The organism is Microbacterium sp. ISL-59, from assembly GCF_018613945.1.
In the GTDB taxonomy this organism is placed as follows: domain Bacteria; phylum Actinomycetota; class Actinomycetes; order Actinomycetales; family Microbacteriaceae; genus Microbacterium; species Microbacterium oxydans_B.
The window spans coordinates 798,595-817,919 of the sequence record NZ_JAGGPG010000002.1; the positions used below are offsets into that span (position 1 = coordinate 798,595).

Below are 19,325 nucleotides of genomic sequence, written 5' to 3' on the forward strand. Positions count from 1 at the left end.
TGTCACCGGTGGATGGGGGTCCGCCGGCCGTCGTGATTTGCTTACTGTCGAGAAAGTAAGCTTCCGTGAGGTTACCGAGGAGTAAGTTGGATCGCAAGCACGGCTCGCGAGAGAGAGGAAGCGGCGATGGCAGACAGTGACCAGACCGTCCGCGTGCGCCCGGCGACCCTCGCGAAACGCGAGCAGATCCTCAAGGCAGCGGTCGAGATCTTCGGCAACAAGGGCTCGACCAACGGCACCCTCGCCGATGTCGCCGATCAGGTCGGGATCACCCATGCCGGGGTGCTCCATCACTTCGGGTCGAAGCAGAAGCTGCTGCTCGAGGTGCTCTCGTATCGCGATCAGACGGACGTCGCCGAACTCGCCGAGAAGCACATCCCCGGCGGCCCCGAGCTCTTCCTGCACCTGGTGCGCACGGCGTACGCGAACGAGCGGCGCCCCGGCATCGTGCAGGCGTACACCGTGCTCTCGTCGGAATCGGTGACCGACGACCACCCCGGCCGCGAGTACTTCGAGGATCGGTACACGACCCTCCGGCGCGAGGTCACCGCCGCCTTCCACGAGCTGTGCGCCCAGGAGGGCGTGCGCGACCCGGACACGATCGCCGACGCGGCGGCGGCGATCCTGGCGGTGATGGACGGGCTGCAGCTGCAGTGGCTCCTGCACCCCGGAACCGTCGAGTTGGGCGGGGCGAGCGAGTTCGCGATCCGGGCGATCGTGAACGCGGTGCTGCATCCGGGGCCGGAGCTGTCGACCTACAGCCACCCCTGATCCGACCGGGCGTCACCGCTAGGCTCGGGCCATGACGATCGACCTCGAAGCGCTGTACATCGACCTGCATCAGCATCCGGAGCTCTCGTTCCAGGAGACGCGCACCGCCGGCATCGCCGCCCAGCACCTGCGCGATCTCGGTCTCGAGGTCGAAGAAGGCGTGGGCGTCACCGGCGTCATCGGCGTGCTGCGCAACGGCGACGGGCCGGTCGTGTGGGCGCGCGCCGACATGGACGCGCTGCCGGTCGAGGAGCAGACCGGGCTCGCCTACGCCAGCACCGCACACGGCGTCGACCCCGCGGGGACGACCGTCCCCGTCATGCACGCCTGCGGCCACGACATGCACGTCACCGCGATGATCGGCGCCGTCGAGAAGCTCGTCGCCGAACGCGACCAGTGGTCGGGCACTCTCGTCGTGGTGATCCAGCCTGCCGAGGAGTACGGCGCAGGCGCGCGGGCGATGCTCGACGCCGGCATCCTCGACCGCTACCCGAAGCCCGACATCGTGCTCGGGCAGCACGTGACCCCGCTGCCCGCCGGCATCATCGGCGTGCGCAGCGGCACCCAGATGGCGGCATCCGACGGTCTGACCGTGACGCTGCACGGGCGCGGCGGTCACGGTTCCCGCCCGCACGCCACGATCGACCCGGTGGTCATGGCCGCGGCGACCGTGATGCGCCTGCAGACCATCACCTCGCGCGAGATCGACCCGCAGGGCGTGGCCGTCGTGACGGTCGGCTCGATCCACGCCGGGCTCAAGAACAACATCATCCCCGCGGAGGCGAAGCTCGAACTCAGCCTGCGCTACCCGAACGAAGAGGCGCGCGAGAAGGTGCTCGCGAGCGTCGAGCGCATCGTGCGCGCCGAGGCCGCGGCCTCCGGTGCCGAGCGCGAGCCCGAGATCCGCACCGACCACACCCTTCCGGCCACGATCAACGACGAGGATGCCACGGCGCGGGTGACCGCAGCACTGCAGCGTGCCCTCGGCGAAGCATCCGTCATCGATCCCGGCATGTTCACCGGCAGCGAGGACGTCTCGTGGTTCGCGCGGGATGCCGGAGCGCCGCTGGTGTTCTGGTTCTGGGGCGGCATCGACCCGGTCCGTTTCGCCGAGGCGAGCGCGGCCGGGCGCCTCGAGAAGGACATCCCGACCAACCACTCCCCGTTCTTCGCCCCGGAGATCCACCCGACGATCGAGGTCGGCGTCACGGCACTGTCGGCCGCGGCGCGGGAGTTCCTCGGCTAGACCGCGGGCTCGGCTCGGCTGCGCTGCCGGGGTCGCGCTCCCGTCGGAGAAACGCGCTCCCGTCGCACTTTCGGGCGGGAAATGGCCGACGGAGGTGCGGATCTCCGTGGCCGGCGCGGCGCGCGTGAGCGGATGTCCCCCGAATGGCCGATAGCGCCGCGCATCGGATGTCCGCCATGATGACCACATGGTTCCTCGGAAGGGCTCTGCCTCGAGGTCGGAGCGGACTTTCCTGGAGGTACCTCGTGCTCATGCCGTACGCCATCGGTGACGGGCCCTGTCGTTGACCGCGCCGAATCCACCCGCGGACGATCTCTCCGACTTCGCGGATTTGATGACCCGCGAGCAGGAGTTCGCCTCCCCTCGTGATCTCGATCCGGTGGCCCACAGGCGACGCAGACGCCGGGGGCTTCTCATCACCGCCGCCTGCGTGGTGCTGCTGCTGGCTGCGACCGGAGGGTACATCGCGTGGGCTCTCACCGCGCCGGTGAAACCGCCGGCGGTGACGACGCAGATACCCCCGGTGCCGGTCGGCGGTGCCGCGTCCATCGCGGCGGTTCCCGCGGGCGCTTCGGCGATCAGCATCTCCGGCGCGGACGAGTTCCTGGGTGAGGGCGCGAGCGGAACCTGGTCGTCGAGCGGAACCGGCGACCCCCTCCCCATCGCGAGCATCACCAAGCTCATCACCGCGCTGGTCATCCTCGACGCCGTCCCGCTCACCTCCGCCGACGACCCCGGCCCCACGATCACCTTCAGCAAGTCCGACCACGACCTCTACGACCGGTACTACGTGCAGGGCGCGACCATCGCCCCCATGCCCACGGGCACCTCGATGTCACTGCACGATGCCCTGGCCGCCATGCTGATCCCTTCGGCGAGCAACTACGCCGAAGGGCTCTCCTCCCGGATCTTCGGATCGCAGAACGCGTTCCTCGGCGCGACGCGCGACTGGCTCTCCGCCCACGGCTTGACGGGCACCACGATCACCGAGCCCACCGGCATCAGCCCGCGCAATACGAGCACGACTGCCGACCTCCTGGCCATCGGGAAGCTGGCCGCGGCGAATCCGACGATCGCTCAGATCGTCGCGACCCCGTCGATCTCCCTCCCCGGCGCCGGCCAGCTGTACAACACCAACGGCCTGCTCGGAACCAGCGGGATCACGGGGATGAAGACGGGCACCCTGGGCCACGGCACGTACAGCCTGCTGTACACCGCGACTCTCGTCGTGGGTGCCGACGAACCACTCGCGGTGACCGGCGTCATCCTCGGAGGACCGACGCGCGAGTCCGTGAACGGCAGCGTGCTCGCCACCCTGGACAGCATCCGTACCGGCTTCCACGAGGTGCCTGTCGCGACATCCGGACAGGAGGTCGGCATGATCACGACACCCTGGGGCTCCACCGCGCAGCTGGTCATCGGCGAGGATGCGGCGATCTTCACCTGGTCGGACACCCCGATCGTCGCGACGATGGACATCAAGACCCCGCCGACCTACCGCGACGGCACGGTCGTGGGGAACGTCACCTGGACCGCCGGGCCGCACACCGTGACCGCCCCGGTCGAGATCAAGGGGAGCGTCGACCCGCCGTCCGAGTGGTGGCGGCTCACCCACCCGTCCGAGCTCGGCTGAGCGACGGGAGACTAAGGGCTGAGGCGGCCCGCTCGCGAGCACGTCGCGCTTCGGTCGGTGAATCGCGCTTCCGTCGTCCTATCTGGCGCGAAGCGGCCGCGGGAAGTGCGACTGGCCGCGGCCAGCGCGCCGGGACCGTAGGCCTCAGACCTGATCGGGAGAGGGCGGGCGCCATCCACCCTCGGCTCGGAGGCCGCCGGCGATGCGGCGGGAGATTTCCCGCAGCTGCCGGCGCTGCGCTGTCGTAAGCCTGTCGAGCACGAGCTCGCGCACGAGCTCCGCGTGACCGGGGGCCGCCTCATCGACCTTGGCGCGCCCACTGTCGGTGATGTGCGCCAAGGTGAATCGGCCGTCGGTCGGGTCGGGGGCGCGGCGCATCCATCCCTTACCCTCCAGACGCGTGGCCGCACGGGACAGCCGTGACAGCGTGCTGTTCGCGTACGACGAGAGCACGCTCATCCGCAGCTGGCCCTCCTCGGCATGGGCGAGCGCGAAGAGCACGCCGTATTCGAAATGCGTGAGCTGCGCATCGCGCTGGAGCTGGGCGTCGAGCGCCGCAGGCAGCCACTCGAGCACCGTCGCCACCGCCGACCAGGTCTCGAGTTCGTCGCCCGTCAGCGGCGGGATCGCGCCGTTCGTCGTCATCCTCACAGCGTATCGCTTCACGCGATTTGACTTGACCAGGAAAGTCATTTTGACTTGCTCGGGAAAGTCACTGCACAGAGGAGACACACATGGAACTCGAACTCACCGGCAAGCGCGCGTTCGTCAGCGGATCGACCGAGGGGATCGGCTACGCCATCGCGGCCGGGCTCCTCCACGCCGGGGCAGACGTGGTCGTCAACGGACGCGATGAGCAGCGCCTGCGCGGCGCAGTCGATGCCCTGCGCGCCCTACGCCCCGGCACGGACGTCACGGGGATCGCCGCAGACTTCGCCGACGCCGAGCAGGTGCGGCACCTCATCGGTCGGCTCGGCGAGATCGACATCCTCGTCAACAACGTCGGCATCTTCGACGTGCGGACGTTCGCCGACGTCACCGACGAGGAGTGGCAGCGATACTTCGACGTGAATGTGATGAGCGGGGTCCGCCTCTCCCGTCATGTGCTCGACGGGATGCTCACCCGCGGCTGGGGGCGGATCCTCTTCGTGTCGAGCGAGTCGGGGATCGACGTGCCGGCCGACATGACGCACTACGGCGCGACCAAGGCGGCCATGCTCGCCCTCGCGAACGGCCTGGCCAAGTCGACGCGCGGCACCAGCGTGACCGTCAACAGCATCGTCGGTGGTCCGACGTACTCGCAGGGTGTCGCGCGGGCCATCGAGCAGATCGCACGCGCACAGGGCATGGACCCGGCCGACCTCAAGCAGGCCATCGCCGCGCGCAACACCACGTCGCTCCTGGAGCGGTTCATCGAGCCGGAGGAGATCGCGCACCTCGCGCTGTACCTGGCCAGCCCGCGCGCGTCGGCGACGAACGGGGCCGCGCTGCGCGCCGACGGCGGGACGCTCACGACGATCCTCTGAGTCGAGCGCACCGTCGCGTCGCACTTCCGTCGGTGAATCGCACTCCAGTCAGACGTGCTGCCACGAAACGTGCGAGCGAAGTGCGATTGGCCGCGGCGGGCGCGAGCAGAGACGACGGGGGCGGGTGCCGCGGACTAGACCCCGACGACCCGAGGATCAGCCGGGGCGGGCGGTGTCGCGCGCGGCGCAGGGGGCGGCGGCGGGGCGAGCTGACGCTGGGGCACGCCGTGCGCCTCGCGGTGCAGGCGCTCCATGCGACTGTCGAGCTCGGAGGCGGCATCCGCGGCGTCCGACAGGCTGTCGACGAGGTGCGAGGGCACCTGGTTCGAGAACTTGTAGTAGATCTTGTGCTCGAGGCTCGCCCAGAAGTCCATCGCTATCGTGCGAAACTGCACTTCGACCGGCACGGCCAGCGCGCCGGTCGACAGGAACACGGGCACCTCGATGATCGCGTGCAGGCTCTTGTAGCCGTTGTCCTTCGGGTGCGCGATGTAGTCCTTGACAGTGCGCACCGTGACGTCGTCCTGTGCCGTGAGCAGGTCGAACAGCCGGTACACGTCGGCGACGAAACTGCAGGTCACACGCACACCGGCGATGTCGGTGATCTCGGCGCGGATGCGGTCGAAGTCGGGCTCGTCGATGCCTTTGCGGGCGAGCTTCTCGACGATGCTGTCCGGCGACTTCAGACGGCTCTTCACGTGCTCGATCGGGTTGTACGCGTGATCGTGCGTGAACTCGTCACGGAGGATCGAGATCTTGGTCTCGACCTCGCGCATCCCGAACTCGTACTCGCGCAGGAACCGCTGCAGCTCGTCACGCAGCTCGCGGGCCTGGTTGATCGTGTCCTCGGTGACGTGAACGGTCGACATGGCATCGACGTTACGCGTTCGTGATCGGAAACCGCTGTGGATACCCGATGTCCTCACGACTCACATACGACGGACTCCGGGGAGCGGGGAGGCGACGTCCGTCCTCGCATCGACCAGCTGTTGCCCGGAGAGGACGCCGGGCAGGCCACGCCCGGAGCGGGTCGTGAACAGCAGGACGACCGCGACGAGGAACAGCACGGCCGACGCGAACCCGAAGATCCCGCCGGGCAGCTGAAGAGCGCTGATCCCTCCGAGACCGCCCGCCCAGCGCAGGAGGCGCGCGACCGGTGCGGGCAGCCGGGACCCCGTGTACCGGAGCTGCACGGCGACGTCACCGATCGAACGCCCGCCGATCAGGATCAGCACCAGGAACAGTGCGGACGGGACGATCGTGGCCGCCGCGGAAGAGAGAGTGCCGTCGAGCACCGCGGGCCGATCCTTCACGACGAACTCCAGCCACACCTGCACGGTCACGCCGGCGCCCACGCTCAGGAATCCGTAGGCGAGGAAGTCGCACAGCATCGCGAGGGCGCGGCGACCGCGGGTGACAGGACGGGGAAGGTCGGCGTCGGGGCGCGCCTCCGCGCCGCGCAGCGACCGCGGGACGACGAGAGCGAGGGTGCAGCCGACGACAGCACCGAGGGTGTTCGTCATCAGATCACCCACGTCGAAGAAGCGATACGCGCAGGGGTAGACACCCCACACCCCGGTCAGCTGCGTCGTCTCGATCAGCAGCGACAGTCCGAATCCGGCGGCGAGCGCCACCAGGATGCCGCGACCGGCGAGGACCCGCACGAAGAAGCCGAGCGGGAGGAACAGCAGCACGTTGAACACCAGCTGCAGCAGGGCCGGCTGCCGCAGCGGGTTGCCCGGCGCCGCGAACGCCTTCTGCACGTCGCGCACGACCGACATCGGATCGGTGATCGCCCCGACGCAGCGGATCGTATCCGGGTCGGGCAGGGGAAGCAGGGTGTACGTCCAGATCGCCCAGAAGTAGATCAGGGCCGACAACCAGAGCAGCGTGCGCCCGAGGCCGAGCCGCCCGCGCCGCCGGTAGCTGACCGCCACGAACGGCACGAACAGGAGGACGCCGAAAGCCACTCCGATCGCGATGGCGATGAACCCGAGCAGCACCTGATCTTCCACAGCGTGCCAGTGTAGCCGCGGCCGTAAGGATTCCGTGAGGGACCCGCATCCGACCGTAGGGATTCCGTGAGGATCGCGTGAGGATGCCGTCAGCAGGCGTAGTGTCGCCGGACGTGTCCAACGAAAACAGGGAGAGCGCGGACGCGCCCCCGCGCGCGAAGCGCATCATCATCGGGGAACCGCTGACGAGCCAGCAGGTCGACGACCAGCTGCTCCCCAAGCGCATGGCACTGCCGATCTTCGCGTCGGACGCGCTGAGCTCCGTGGCCTACGCGCCGCAGGAACTCGTGATGATCCTGCTGATCGGTGGACTCACCTTCCTCTCCTTCACGCCGCTCGTCGCGATCTCGGTCGTGGTGCTGCTGATCGTGGTCGTGCTCAGCTACCGGCAGCTCATCAAGGCCTACCCCTCGGGCGGCGGCGACTACGAGGTCGCGTCGAAGAACCTGGGCGAGATCCCCGGCGTGATCGTCGCCGCGGCCCTCCTGGTCGACTACGTGCTGACCGTGGCCGTGTCGGTCGCATCCGGCGTCGATAACATCATCTCGGCGGTGCCCGGCCTCGACCCGTTCCGCGTGGAACTCGCGGTCGGCTTCGTGATCCTCATCATCGTCGTGAACCTGCGCGGGGTTCGCGAGGCGTCTCTCGTCTTCGCGATCCCGACGTACGTCTTCATCGCGTCGGTCGGCATCATGATCGTGACCGGCCTGATCCGCACGTTCCTGGGCGATGCTCCCGTGGCCTCGAGTGCGGACTTCTCCGTGCAGGCCGAGAGTCTCAGCCAGGCCGCGGTGATCCTGCTGATCCTGCGCGCGTTCTCGAGCGGATGCTCCGCCCTCACCGGCGTCGAGGCCGTGTCGAACGGTGTGCCCGCCTTCCGGGCACCCAAGGTGCGCAACGCCCAGTCGACCCTCGTGCTGATGGGGTCGATCGCCGCCTGCCTGTTCGCCGGGCTCACCGCCCTCGCCCTCATCACCGGCGTGCACTACGCCGAGAACCCGTGCGACCTGATCGGGTTCGACTGCACGAACCCGCAGCCGAGCCTGATGGCGCAGATCGCCTCGGCCACGTTCGGCGGCGGCAGCATCGCCTTCTTCATCGTGCAGGCCGCGACCGCGTGCGTGCTGCTGCTCGCCGCGAACACCGCCTTCAACGGATTCCCGCTGCTGGGCGCCGTGCTCGCTCGCGACGGCTACGCCCCGAAGTCGCTCAACACCCGCGGCGACCGCCTCGTGTTCTCGAACGGCATGATCCTGCTGGGCATCGCGGCGATCGCCGTGCTCGTCGTGTTCCAGGCGAAGCTGACCACCCTGATCCAGCTGTACATCATCGGTGTGTTCGTGTCGTTCTCCCTCGGGCAGATCGGCATGGTCCGGCACTGGCGGCGCGTGCTGCGCGGGCCCGTCGAAAGCAAGGCAGGATCCGGTATCGACGGAGCATCGGCATCCGACCGCCGCTCGGCGAAGATCGGCCTCATCATCAACTCCGCCGGTGCGGTGATGACCGTGCTCGTGCTCCTCATCGTGACGATCACCAAGTTCACGCACGGCGCCTACCTGGTGTTCTTCGCGATCCCGATCCTCGCGTTCCTCATGCTGGGCGTGAAGAGGTACTACCGCGACGTCGAACACGAGATCGCGATCGACGACACCACCAAGTTCGGCGCGACCGGCGACCTCGCCATCGTGCTCGTCAACCGACTGCAGAAGCCCGTCGTGAAGGCCATCGACTATGCGATCGCGGCCAAGCACGGCAAGACCCTCGCGGTGCACGTGGCCGTGGCCTCCGACGACGCCGCCACGCTGCAGCAGGAGTGGGCCGACCACCTCGTGCCCATCCCGCTCGTGATCGTCGAGTCGCCGTACCGCTCGTTCGCGCAGCCGGTCACCCAGTTCATCAAGCAGTACCGCGAGAAGCACGGCTCCTCCGTCGTGACGGTATACCTGCCGCAGTACATCGTGGGGCACTGGTGGGAGTCGTTCCTGCACAACCGTCGCGCCCGCCGCCTCGCGAACCAGCTGATGCTCGTGCACGGGGTGTCGATCACCCTCGTGCCCTGGCTGCTCGACTCGTCGGAGCTCATCTACGGCCGCCGCTCCCGTCCGCTGCCGGGTCAGCAACGCGCCGGGCGGCCCGTGGTCGTGAACGGCCGCCGCGCGCACCGGCCCGGGGGTCCGCCGCAAGAGTAGGCGCCGCGGCTCTCGTCACACTCCGGCGAGCACCGAACCGAGGATGCCGGCGGCCTCGGCGAAGCGCGTAGGGTCGGCATTCGCGTAGTTGAGCCGCACGTACGAGCCGGAGGGCTCGGCGGGGAACCACTCGGACCCGGGGGCGATGATCACACCGCGCACCTCGCAGTCGCGGACGACCTGTGCGACATCCGTCCCCTCAGGGAGCCGCACCCACAGGTTCAGGCCGCCTGCCGGGATGCCCTCGACCTGCGCCGACGGGGCGTGCTCGGCCAGGCTCGAGACCAGCAGGTCACGGCGTGCGCGCAGGTGCTCGCGGAACCCGCGCAGGTGCGTGCGCCAGGCGGGCTGCGTGACCACGTCGAGCGCGGCGGCCTGCAGCAGCCCGCTCACGTACATGGACTCCGCCGCACGGTCGGCCAGGATCCGCTCTCGCGCAGGCCCCCGGGCGATCACGGCCGCGACGCGCAGCGCGGGCGAGGCGCTCTTGGTGAGGGAGCGCAGGTACACGACATGGCCGTCGTCGTCGGATGCGGCGATCGGTCGCGGCTCGGCATCGATCCCCAGGTCGTGCGCCCAGTCATCCTCGATCAGGAAAGCCCCGTGCTGGCGCACGGTCTCGAGCACGGCCTCCCCCGTCGCTGTCGACCACTGCGCGCCGGTCGGGTTGGCGAACGTCGGCTGCGCGTAGAACGCTCGGGCTCCCGTCTGCGCGAACGCCCGCTCCACGTCATCCGGATCGGGACCCTGGGGCCCGGAGGGGATCGGCACCAGCACGACACCCGCCTGCGCGGCGGCGAGCAGCGCACCCCAGTAGGTGGGTGACTCGACGAGCAGCGGCTGTCCTGGGCCTACGACCGCACGGAAGATCGAGCTCAGCCCGCTCTGGCTGCCCGAGATGATGAGGGCATCCCGCGCCGATGCGGGTGTGACGCCGGCGGGTGCGGTGGCGGCGAGCTCTCCCGCGAACCAGGCCTGCAGCTCCGGCAGCCCCGCGGCGGGCGAGCGGGTCAGTGCTTCGTCGGTGCGCGCGGCGCGCACGAGCGCCTGCCGCACCAGCCGCGCCGGCAGCAGTTCGACCGCGGGGTAGCCGGAGTGGAGCCCGATCGCCTCCGGGGAGACCGTGCGCTGCGTGGACGACAGGCCCACGAGTCCTGCGGGTGCCGTGCCGAGGGCTGCGGTCTGCCACCCGTAGTCGGCTGATCGCGCGGTGCGGATCGCGCGGACGAAGGTTCCCGCACCCGGTCGCGACTCCACCAGCCCGAGCCGGACGAGCTGCTGCATCGCCTTCTGCACGGTCACCGGGCTCGCCCCGTACTCGGCCATGAGCGCACGGTTCGACGGCACCCGCGCGCCCGGGGAGGCGGAGGTGATCCATGCACGGACACCGGCAACGATCCGGTCACTGCTATCCTGACTCATGAAAGTAGAGAGTAGCGTTATCGCGCCGCGATCGACAGTGCTATCGGCGCGCGGCGGCCTCTGGTGGGGGCTTCTCGGCGTCACCGCCTTCTCGTTCACCCTCCCGTTCACACGGATCGCCGTCGACGGCCTCTCCCCGCTGTTCATCGGCGCAGGGCGCGCGGTCGTCGCCGCCCTCCTCGCCGGAATCGCCCTGGCCGCGACTCGTCAGCGACCGCCGACGATGACTCAGTGGGGGCGACTGGCCATCGTCGCCGGCGGAGTCGTGGCCGGATTCCCGCTGCTCACCTCGTTCGCGATGACCACGACCCCCGCCAGTCACGGCGCCGTCGTGATCGGCCTGCTGCCCGCCGCGACCGCCGTCGCCGTGGTGGTCCGCACCGGCGAGCGCCCGAACCGCTCCTTCTGGATCTTCGCGGCCCTCGGCGCGGTCGCCGCCGTCGTGTTCGCCGCCCTGCAGAACGGCGGACTCGGATCCCTCACCACTACCGACCTGCTGCTGTTCGGAGCCGTGCTGGCCGCAGCGATCGGCTACGCGGAGGGTGGCCTGCTCGCCCGCGAGCTCGGCTCCTGGCAGACGGTGTCGTGGGCGCTGATCGCCGCCGCCCCACTCATGGGCGTCCTGACCATGGTGTCGGCGATCCAGCAGCCACCCGCGGCGAGCCCCGTGCAGTGGCTCGCCTTCGCCTACCTCGCCGCGGTGAGCATGTTCCTCGGATTCTTCGCCTGGTACCGGGGCCTCGCGATCGGACCGATGGCGCAGGTGAGCCAGATCCAACTCGTCCAGCCCGTGATGAGCATCGCGTGGGCCGCCCTCCTGCTTCGCGAGCCGATCGGCTGGGCCACCGCCGTCGGAGGCCTCGCGGTCATCGCCTGCGCCGCACTCGCGGTGCGCACCCGCCTGAAAGACCGCCCCCGAACCGGACGGCCGCCCCGAGAAGAGGAGTCCTGATGCGCCACACACCCCGCTATCTGATGACCGACCCCGACGAGGTCAAGCGCCTCATCCGCGGCAACCCGTGGGCGGCGTTCGTCTCCCCGACGAGCACCGGACTCGTCGCCTCGCACTACCCCGCGCTGCTCATCGAGGACGAGGAGGGCATCGTGATCGCCAGCCATTTCGGACGGCCCGACGATGAGCTCCACGAACTCGGTCGGCACGAGGTTCTCGTGATCATCCAGGGGCCGCACGACTACGTCTCACCGAGCCTGTATGCGCCGGGCGACCTGGTCCCCACGTGGAACCACGTGACCGCGCACCTCTACGGCACCCCCGAGATCCTCAGCGAGGAGGAGAACTACGCCATGCTCACGCAGCTGACCGACCACTTCGAGAACGGGCAGGACCACGGTCGGCATCTGTCAGAGGACGAGCCGGGCACCCGTCGAGCGGCGAAGGGAACCGTCGGCCTGCGGATGCGCGTCGCGCGCTTCGACGCGCGCGCCAAGCTCAGCCAGAACAAGCCGCCCGAGGTGCGCGACAACATCACCGCGCGGTTCGCCGAGACGAACAGCGCACTCGCGTCGGAGATGCGGCGGGTCGACGGGGAACGACCGTGATCGGTCTCTAGATGCAGGCCCAGCAGTACACGCGGTGGCCGGATGCGGCGGCGCGACGCGCGAGAGCGGCGAGGTCGCGCGCGAACGCGGCCAACTGCGCCGGATCTGCACCCTCGAGCTCCTCGGTCTGCGACCACGGCTCGGCCACCTCGGCCAGGCGCGCGTCGTCGGCTGCGGCGAGCGCGGATGCCAGAGCATCCGTCACCGTGATGACGATCCGGTCGTAGTCGTCACTCATCGCGAGGTTGTGCCCGGCGCGCGGGTCTTCGGTCACGTCGTCGTACGGGGTGCCCGTGAGCAGCGCCTCGAGCGTGCCGAGCTGCACGACGGGATCGATACCGCCGAGCGTGCCGGCGTCGAAACCGGAGTCCGTCGCGGTCGGCCCGCCCTCCACGTCGAGGACCTTCACGGCCTCTTCGTCGGATGCGGCGGAGAAGTAGTCGTAGATCACACTCATGCTCGACATCCTGCCAGGCCGCGCCGACCTCGAGCTGCCGTGACACTAGTCACCCCAGGTTGTGACGGGGCGACACTTCCGCGGAATCCGGGGCTCGGATGGACTGGGTACAGACGCGGAACCCGATCCGCCGATCGAGAAAGAGCCTCATGCGCAAGCCCTGGAAAGTCGTCCTCACCACCCTCGGAGTCATCGTGGCGGTGCCCGTGCTCGCCATCGCCTCCACAGCGATCGGCAACGTGATCGCGACGCAGGTCGAGACAACCGCCTTCACGCCGTACGGCAAGCCGGTGATGGTCGACGGCAAGTCCATGAACGTCGTCGTGGCCGGGGAGGGTGACGAGACCATCGTGCTGCTGCCCGGACTCGGCACGGCCGCGCCCGCGCTCGACTTCGAACCGCTGATCGCCGAGCTGCAGGACGACTACCGGGTGGTCGCGGTGGAGCCCTTCGGCACCGGGCTCAGCGACCAGACCGATGTCCCACGCACCGGCGAGAACATCGCCCGCGAGGTGCACGAGGCGCTGCAGGAGCTGGGCATCGACCGGTATGCGCTGATGGGGCACTCGATCTCCGGCATCTACGCCCTCACCTACACCGCCGCCTACTCCGACGAGGTCACGGCGTTCATCGGCATCGACAGCAGCGTGCCCGACCAGCCGGGGTGGGACGATCCCATCCCCACGTCGACCATCGCCACGCTCTCCGGGCTCGGAGTCACGCGGGTGCTGAGCGCGATCGCTCCCGATCCCTACGAGGGCCTGCCGTACGACGACGAGACGAAGGACCGGATGCGGGTGCTCAGCGCCCGGAACGCGGCCGCACCGACGCTGCTCGACGAGATGGACCATGCCTCGGAGAACTTCGCCGCGGTGAGCGGCACGACCTTCCCCAGCGACCTTCCCGTGCTGCTGTTCATCGTCGACGAGGATGCCGAGGTCTCCGGCTGGCGGGAACTGCACGAGGCGCAGGCCGCGAGTGTCGACCGTGGCGAGGTCGTCGGGATCGACGGCGGCCACTACCTCCACCACACGCAGTCGCCCGAGCTGGCGGCACAGACCCGCGTGTTCCTGGATTCGCTCGCGACCGACTGACCGACGGGCACCCGCTCTCCCGGTCGCGTGGCTAGCCCGAGACGAGCCACAGCACGAGCACGGCGGCGAGCACCGTCGGCACCGCGGCCACCACTCCCCACAGCAGGAAGCGGCTCCACCGGATCGTCACCCCCAGCGCGACGATCCGGTTGTGCCAGAGCAGGGTCGCGAGCGAGGCCCACGGAGTGATGAGCGGGCCGATGTTCACGCCGATCAGCAGCGCCATCAGCGCGACGGGGTCACCGGCCGCGGGTTCGAGCACGAGATATGCCGGGAGGTTGTTGATCGCGTTGGCGCTCACGGCCCCGAGCGCGGCCAGTCGGAACAGGTCACCGGGAGCGTCGCCGGTCGCCGTCGGCGAGGTGAGGAAGTCGAAGAGCCCCCGCGCGTGCGCAGACTCGACCAGCACGAACAGCGACGCCGCGAGAGCGAGCGCCTGCCACGGGACGAGCGAGAGGCGCAGCGCCCGCGGTCGCCGCACCGCGAACAGGCCGATCAGCGCGAGGGCAGCGGCCGTGGCCGGGATCCAGACATCGTGGGTGAGAGCGAGCAGCGGCATCAGGACGAGAAGGACGCCGGTGGCGCTCCAGAACAGAGCCGGATCGGCGGGACGCCGTGACACCGGCGTCTCATACGCGCCGAAGACCGTGCGCCGATGCATGACGGTGAGGATCGCGACGGGCACGAGGATGCCGACGAGCGTGGGCGCCCAGCTCAGCGCGAAGAACGCCCCCGGCCCGTCGCCGATGGCCGGGGCGGCGAGCAGATTCGTGAGGTTCGAGACCGGGAGCGCGAGCGATGCCGTGTTCGCGAGCCACACGGTCGCCAGCGCGAACGGAAGGGGTGAGACGCCGATGCTCTGCGCCAGGACGACCACCACCGGAGTGACGATCACGGCGGTCGTGTCGAGCGACAGGAACACCGTGCTCACCACGGCGAGCGCCACGACCAGCGCCCACAGCGCGAGCACCCGTCCTCGACCCCAGCGGGCGAGACGCTGCGAGACGACGTCGAACACGGCCGCGTCACGGGCGAGCTCGGCGACGATCGTGATCGCGACGACGAACCCCAGAACGGGGGCGGTCCGCTCGCCGAGCGCCCCGGCATCGGAGCGCGGCAGGAACCCGGTGAGCACGCAGACGAGGGCGACCACGACGAGTGCGCCGACGACCCACGTCCCGGCCCCGATCCGCAGCTTCCTGATCCCCACCTCGTGAGCATAGGGCCGAACCGTGAGCAACCCGTATGCATCCTCGGCGGGGGTGTAGGGGAACCGTGAGGATCGACGGATCCGCCCGCGCACGGGAGTTGTATCGGATCCGTGCTCGACATCATCTACATCGCGCTGACTCTCGCGCTGTTCGCCCTCGTCTCCCTGGTCGCCAAGGCGGTGGACCGCGCATGATCGTCTTCGAGATCATCGCGGCCGTCCTCGCCGTCGCGGCCGTCGTCTACCTCGTGGTCGCGCTCGTCGCCCCGGAGCGATTCTGATGGGTGCGGCGATCTGGTTCGGCATCCTGCAGCTCACGGCCGTCGTGGTCGTGCTCGTGCTGCTCTACCGCCCGCTCGGCGACTACATCGCCCGTGTGTACTCCTCGGCGAAGGACCTGCGCGTCGAGCGCGGCGTCTACCGGCTGATCGGCGTCGACTCGTCCTCCGAGCAGACCTGGCGCGCTTACGCCCGCAGCGTGCTCGCGTTCTCGGTCGTCGGGCTGCTGCTCGTCTACGGGCTGCAGCGGCTGCAGGCGTTCCTGCCGCAGTCTCTGGGGCTGCCCGCCGTGCCCGAAGGACTCGCGTTCAACACCGCGGCATCCTTCGTCGCGAACACCAACTGGCAGTCGTACTCGCCCGAGCAGACCATGGGCTACACCGTGCAGCTCGCCGGCCTCACGGTGCAGAACTTCGTCTCGGCGGCGGTCGGACTCGCCATCGCGATCGCGCTGATCCGCGGCCTCGCGCGCCGGGGCTCGGCGACCATCGGCAACTTCTGGGTCGACCTGATCCGCGGTCTCGGCCGCATCCTCCTCCCGATCGCCCTGATCGGTGCGGTGGCCCTCCTCGCGGGCGGCGTGATCCAGAACTTCGCGGGCTTCACCGACATCACCACCGTGTCGGGCGGCACCCAGACCATCCCGGGCGGACCGGTCGCCTCGCAGGAGGCGATCAAGCTCCTCGGCACCAACGGCGGCGGCTTCTTCAACGCCAACTCCGCGCATCCGTTCGAGAACCCGACGGGGTTCACGAACCTGCTGGAGGTGCTGCTGATCCTCGTCATCCCGTTCTCCCTCCCCCGCACGTTCGGCCGTATGGTCGGCGACCACCGACAGGGCTACGCGATCGCCGCGGTCATGGGCACGATCTTCCTGATCTCGACGTTCGCACTCTCGGCGCTCGAGCTGGCCGGCCGCGGCAGCGCACCCGAGCTCGCCGGAGCGGCGATGGAGGGCAAGGAGGTGCGCTTCGGCATCCTCGGCTCCACGCTGTTCGGCAGCGCCAGCACGCTCACCTCGACCGGTGCGGTCAACTCGATGCACGACTCGTACACGGCACTCGGCGGCATGATGCCGATGCTGAACATGATGCTCGGCGAGGTCGCCCCCGGCGGCGTCGGCTCGGGCCTCTACGGCATGCTCGTGCTCGCGATCATCGCCGTGTTCGTCGGCGGACTGCTCGTCGGACGCACCCCCGAGTACCTCGGCAAGCGCATCGGTCCGCGGGAGATCAAGCTCGCGAGCCTCTACATCCTCGTCGTCCCGGCACTGGTCCTCGGCGGTACGGCCCTGAGCTTCGCGATCCCCGGCATCCGGGAAGACGTGGAGTCCACCAGCATCCTGAACCCGGGCGTACACGGCATGAGCGAAGTGCTCTACGCGTTCACCTCGGCCGCGAACAACAACGGCTCCGCCTTCGCCGGACTCACCGCGAACACCCCGTGGTTCAACACCGCTCTCGGCGTCGCGATGCTGCTCGGACGCTTCCTCCCCATCGTGCTCGTGTTGGCTCTCGCCGGATCGTTCGCGGCGCAGGAGCGGGTGCCCGCCACCTCGGGCACGCTGCCCACCCACCGGCCGCAGTTCGTCGGCCTCCTCCTCACCGTGACGGTCGTCGTGACCGCCCTCACCTACTTCCCCGTGCTCGCACTGGGACCCCTCGCCGAAGGACTCGTCTGACCATGACCCTCATCACCACGCCTTCTGAATCCCCGTCCGAACAGCAGGATGCTGCGGCATCCGCCCCCGCGCAGCCGGCGCGCTCCTTCGGCTGGTCGCAGCTCGTCGCGGCCCTGCCCGGGGCTCTGCGCAAGCTGAACCCCGCAGCCCTCGTCCGCAACCCCGTGATGCTGCTGGTCTGGGTCGGCGCCGCGTTCGCGACCGTGCTGGCGATCGCCGAGCCCTTCCTCGGCGGCCCCGCCGACTCGGGTGGCACCCCTGTCCCCGCGCCGTTCACCTGGGGCATCGCGGTGTGGCTCTGGCTGACGGTGCTGTTCGCGAACGTCGCCGAGTCCGTCGCCGAAGGCCGCGGCAAGGCGCAGGCCGCGAGCCTGCGCAAGACCCGCACCAGCACGATGGCCCGCCGGGTGGTCGGATACGACGCGGCTTCGGATGCTGCCGCCGAGCGCGCCGAGACCCTCGAGGTCTCGTCCGCCGAACTGCAGCGTGACGACGTCGTGATCGTCACCGCCGGCGAGCTGATCCCCGGTGACGGCGACATCATCGCGGGCATCGCGACCGTCGACGAGTCGGCCATCACCGGAGAGAGCGCCCCGGTGATCCGCGAGTCGGGCGGCGACCGCAGCGCCGTCACCGGCGGCACGCGCGTGCTGTCCGACCGGATCGTGGTGCGCATCACCTCGAAGCCGGGTGAGACGTTCGTCGACCGGATGATCGCCCTCGTCGAAGGCGCCAGCCGCCAGCGCACCCCGAACGAGATCGCGCTGAACATCCTGCTCGCCAGCCTGTCGATCATCTTCGTGGTCGTGGTGCTCGCCCTGAACCCGATCGCCTCGTACGCGGCATCGCCCGTCAGCATCCCGGTGCTCATCGCCCTGCTCGTCTGCCTGATCCCGACCACCATCGGCGCACTGCTCTCGGCCATCGGCATCGCCGGGATGGACCGGCTCGTGCAGCGCAACGTGCTGGCCATGTCGGGGCGCGCTGTCGAGGCCGCGGGCGACGTCACCACGCTGCTGCTCGACAAGACCGGCACCATCACCTACGGCAACCGCCGTGCGCACGAGGTCCTGCCCCTCCCGGGCATCGACGCCGGCGAGCTGCTGCGGGTCGCGGCACTGTCGTCGCTCGCAGACCCCACCCCGGAGGGCGCCTCGATCGTCGAGCTCGCCGCCGCCCGCGGCATCCGCGTCACCGCTCCGGAGGATGCCGTGGTCGTGCCGTTCACCGCGCAGACCCGTATGTCGGGACTCGACCTCGCCGACGGCACGCAGATCCGCAAGGGCGCAGGTTCCGCGGTGCGCGCCTGGCTCGGGCTCGACGCCGAGGATGCGGAGCTCAACACCCGCACCGACACCGTCGCCGAAAGCGGTGGGACCCCGCTCGTCGTGGCGGTGACGACCCCCGGCGCGGAGGGCCGCGTCCTCGGCGTCGTGCACCTCAAGGACATCGTCAAGGACGGTCTGCGCGAGCGGTTCGACGAGCTGCGCAGCATGGGCATCCGCACGGTGATGATCACGGGCGACAACCCGCTGACCGCGAAGGCGATCGCTGCGGAGGCCGGGGTCGACGACTTCCTCGCCGAGGCGACGCCCGAGGACAAGCTAGCCCTCATCCGCCGCGAGCAGGAGGGCGGACGCCTGGTCGCGATGACCGGCGACGGCACGAACGACGCCCCCGCGCTCGCGCAGGCCGACGTCGGCGTCGCGATGAACACCGGCACCTCGGCTGCGAAGGAGGCCGGCAACATGGTCGACCTCGACTCCGACCCGACCAAGCTGATCGACATCGTGCGCATCGGCAAGCAGCTGCTCATCACCCGGGGAGCGCTCACCACGTTCTCGCTCGCGAACGACGTGGCGAAGTACTTCGCCATCATCCCGGCGATGTTCATGGGCGTCTTCCCCGGACTCGCCGCGCTCAACATCATGCAGCTGCACTCGCCGGCATCCGCCGTGACCAGCGCGATCATCTTCAACGCGATCGTGATCGTGTTCCTCATCCCGCTCGCCCTGCGCGGCGTGAAGTACCGCCCGGCGAGCGCCTCGCAGATCCTGCAGCGCAACCTGCTCATCTACGGACTCGGCGGTGTGATCGCCCCGTTCATCGGCATCAAGCTCATCGACCTCGTCGTCAGCCTCATCCCGGGCTTCTGACCCGGCTCGGAAAAGGAACCCAGACATGTCCTCCACTCGCACCGCCGCCCGCACCACCGGGGTCGCCATCCGCGCGATGCTCGTCC

Annotated in this window: 17 protein-coding genes; 11 read left to right on the top strand and 6 right to left on the bottom strand. The window is 69.6% G+C overall.

Going from position 1 to position 19,325, the window contains the following annotated elements:
* The first annotated feature begins 126 nt into the window (after positions 1-126).
* The 3 genes from J7E45_RS07940 to J7E45_RS07950 all read left to right on the top strand — a co-directional run bounded on the left by J7E45_RS07940 (position 127) and on the right by J7E45_RS07950 (position 3,650).
* The gene (locus tag J7E45_RS07940; RefSeq protein ID WP_105710705.1) at positions 127-771 is read left to right on the top strand and encodes a TetR/AcrR family transcriptional regulator; all 645 of its coding nucleotides are present in this window, start codon (positions 127-129) and stop codon (positions 769-771) included.
* A gap of 31 nt (positions 772-802) precedes the next feature.
* A complete protein-coding gene (locus J7E45_RS07945) occupies positions 803-2,017 on the top strand; it encodes an amidohydrolase (RefSeq protein WP_167632819.1) in 1,215 nt (404 codons plus the stop codon).
* 334 nt (positions 2,018-2,351) lie between these two features.
* Positions 2,352-3,650, top strand: a complete 1,299-nt coding sequence (locus J7E45_RS07950; RefSeq protein ID WP_251053511.1) for a D-alanyl-D-alanine carboxypeptidase family protein — start codon at positions 2,352-2,354, stop codon at positions 3,648-3,650.
* Between the two features lie 144 nt (positions 3,651-3,794).
* On the opposite strand, the gene J7E45_RS07955 is transcribed toward J7E45_RS07950, so the two are convergent.
* Complete coding sequence (locus J7E45_RS07955) at positions 3,795-4,295, bottom strand: MarR family winged helix-turn-helix transcriptional regulator (protein ID WP_215068347.1); 501 nt, start codon at positions 4,293-4,295, stop codon at positions 3,795-3,797.
* A gap of 89 nt (positions 4,296-4,384) precedes the next feature.
* Here J7E45_RS07955 and J7E45_RS07960 point away from each other — a divergent pair, with 89 nt between their 5' ends.
* The gene (locus J7E45_RS07960) at positions 4,385-5,176 is read left to right on the top strand and encodes an SDR family NAD(P)-dependent oxidoreductase (protein WP_215068349.1); all 792 of its coding nucleotides are present in this window, start codon (positions 4,385-4,387) and stop codon (positions 5,174-5,176) included.
* A gap of 134 nt (positions 5,177-5,310) precedes the next feature.
* On the opposite strand, the gene J7E45_RS07965 is transcribed toward J7E45_RS07960, so the two are convergent.
* Together J7E45_RS07965 and J7E45_RS07970 are read right to left on the bottom strand one after the other, a co-directional pair.
* Complete coding sequence (locus J7E45_RS07965; protein ID WP_091032725.1) at positions 5,311-6,045, bottom strand: GTP pyrophosphokinase family protein; 735 nt, start codon at positions 6,043-6,045, stop codon at positions 5,311-5,313.
* A 60-nt stretch (positions 6,046-6,105) separates the two neighbouring features.
* A complete protein-coding gene (locus J7E45_RS07970; RefSeq protein WP_308162076.1) occupies positions 6,106-7,191 on the bottom strand; it encodes a VanZ family protein in 1,086 nt (361 codons plus the stop codon).
* Positions 7,192-7,274: 83 nt separating this feature from the next.
* Here J7E45_RS07970 and J7E45_RS07975 point away from each other — a divergent pair, with 83 nt between their 5' ends.
* A complete protein-coding gene (locus tag J7E45_RS07975) occupies positions 7,275-9,380 on the top strand; it encodes an APC family permease (protein ID WP_251053513.1) in 2,106 nt (701 codons plus the stop codon).
* A 15-nt stretch (positions 9,381-9,395) separates the two neighbouring features.
* Here the strand turns inward: J7E45_RS07975 and J7E45_RS07980 are convergent, their stop codons facing one another.
* Positions 9,396-10,802, bottom strand: coding sequence for a PLP-dependent aminotransferase family protein (locus J7E45_RS07980; protein ID WP_215068354.1), 1,407 nt, complete (start codon positions 10,800-10,802; stop codon positions 9,396-9,398).
* On the opposite strand from J7E45_RS07980, the gene J7E45_RS07985 reads away from it, so the two are divergent.
* Positions 10,801-11,754 (top strand): DMT family transporter, encoded by a 954-nt coding sequence (locus J7E45_RS07985; protein WP_215068356.1) that lies wholly within the window; start codon positions 10,801-10,803, stop codon positions 11,752-11,754. The genes J7E45_RS07980 and J7E45_RS07985 overlap by 2 nt on opposite strands.
* Positions 11,754-12,362 (top strand): FMN-binding negative transcriptional regulator, encoded by a 609-nt coding sequence (locus tag J7E45_RS07990; RefSeq protein ID WP_215068358.1) that lies wholly within the window; start codon positions 11,754-11,756, stop codon positions 12,360-12,362. Before J7E45_RS07985 ends, J7E45_RS07990 begins: the two co-directional genes overlap by 1 nt.
* A 7-nt stretch (positions 12,363-12,369) precedes the next feature.
* Here J7E45_RS07990 and J7E45_RS07995 read toward each other — a convergent pair whose 3' ends face one another.
* Positions 12,370-12,819, bottom strand: a complete 450-nt coding sequence (locus J7E45_RS07995) for a hypothetical protein (RefSeq protein WP_215068360.1) — start codon at positions 12,817-12,819, stop codon at positions 12,370-12,372.
* Positions 12,820-12,968: 149 nt separating this feature from the next.
* Between J7E45_RS07995 and J7E45_RS08000 the strand changes: the two genes are divergently transcribed.
* Complete coding sequence (locus J7E45_RS08000) at positions 12,969-13,913, top strand: alpha/beta fold hydrolase (RefSeq protein WP_215068362.1); 945 nt, start codon at positions 12,969-12,971, stop codon at positions 13,911-13,913.
* Positions 13,914-13,944: 31 nt separating this feature from the next.
* Here the strand turns inward: J7E45_RS08000 and J7E45_RS08005 are convergent, their stop codons facing one another.
* Positions 13,945-15,108 carry an SLC13 family permease gene (locus J7E45_RS08005; RefSeq protein WP_215069726.1) on the bottom strand — a complete coding sequence of 388 codons (1,164 nt, stop codon included), beginning with the start codon at positions 15,106-15,108 and terminating at the stop codon, positions 13,945-13,947.
* 206 nt (positions 15,109-15,314) lie between these two features.
* Here J7E45_RS08005 and J7E45_RS08010 point away from each other — a divergent pair, with 206 nt between their 5' ends.
* The 3 genes from J7E45_RS08010 to kdpB are packed head-to-tail and all read left to right on the top strand — an operon-like array spanning position 15,315 to position 19,239.
* Positions 15,315-15,404, top strand: coding sequence for a potassium-transporting ATPase subunit F (locus J7E45_RS08010; RefSeq protein WP_036303189.1), 90 nt, complete (start codon positions 15,315-15,317; stop codon positions 15,402-15,404).
* The gene (gene kdpA / locus J7E45_RS08015) at positions 15,404-17,083 is read left to right on the top strand and encodes a potassium-transporting ATPase subunit KdpA (protein WP_215068364.1); all 1,680 of its coding nucleotides are present in this window, start codon (positions 15,404-15,406) and stop codon (positions 17,081-17,083) included. The genes J7E45_RS08010 and kdpA overlap by 1 nt, the downstream gene beginning before the upstream one ends.
* Positions 17,084-17,085: 2 nt before the next feature.
* Positions 17,086-19,239, top strand: a complete 2,154-nt coding sequence (gene kdpB, locus J7E45_RS08020) for a potassium-transporting ATPase subunit KdpB (protein ID WP_215068366.1) — start codon at positions 17,086-17,088, stop codon at positions 19,237-19,239.
* Positions 19,240-19,325: the final 86 nt, after the last annotated feature.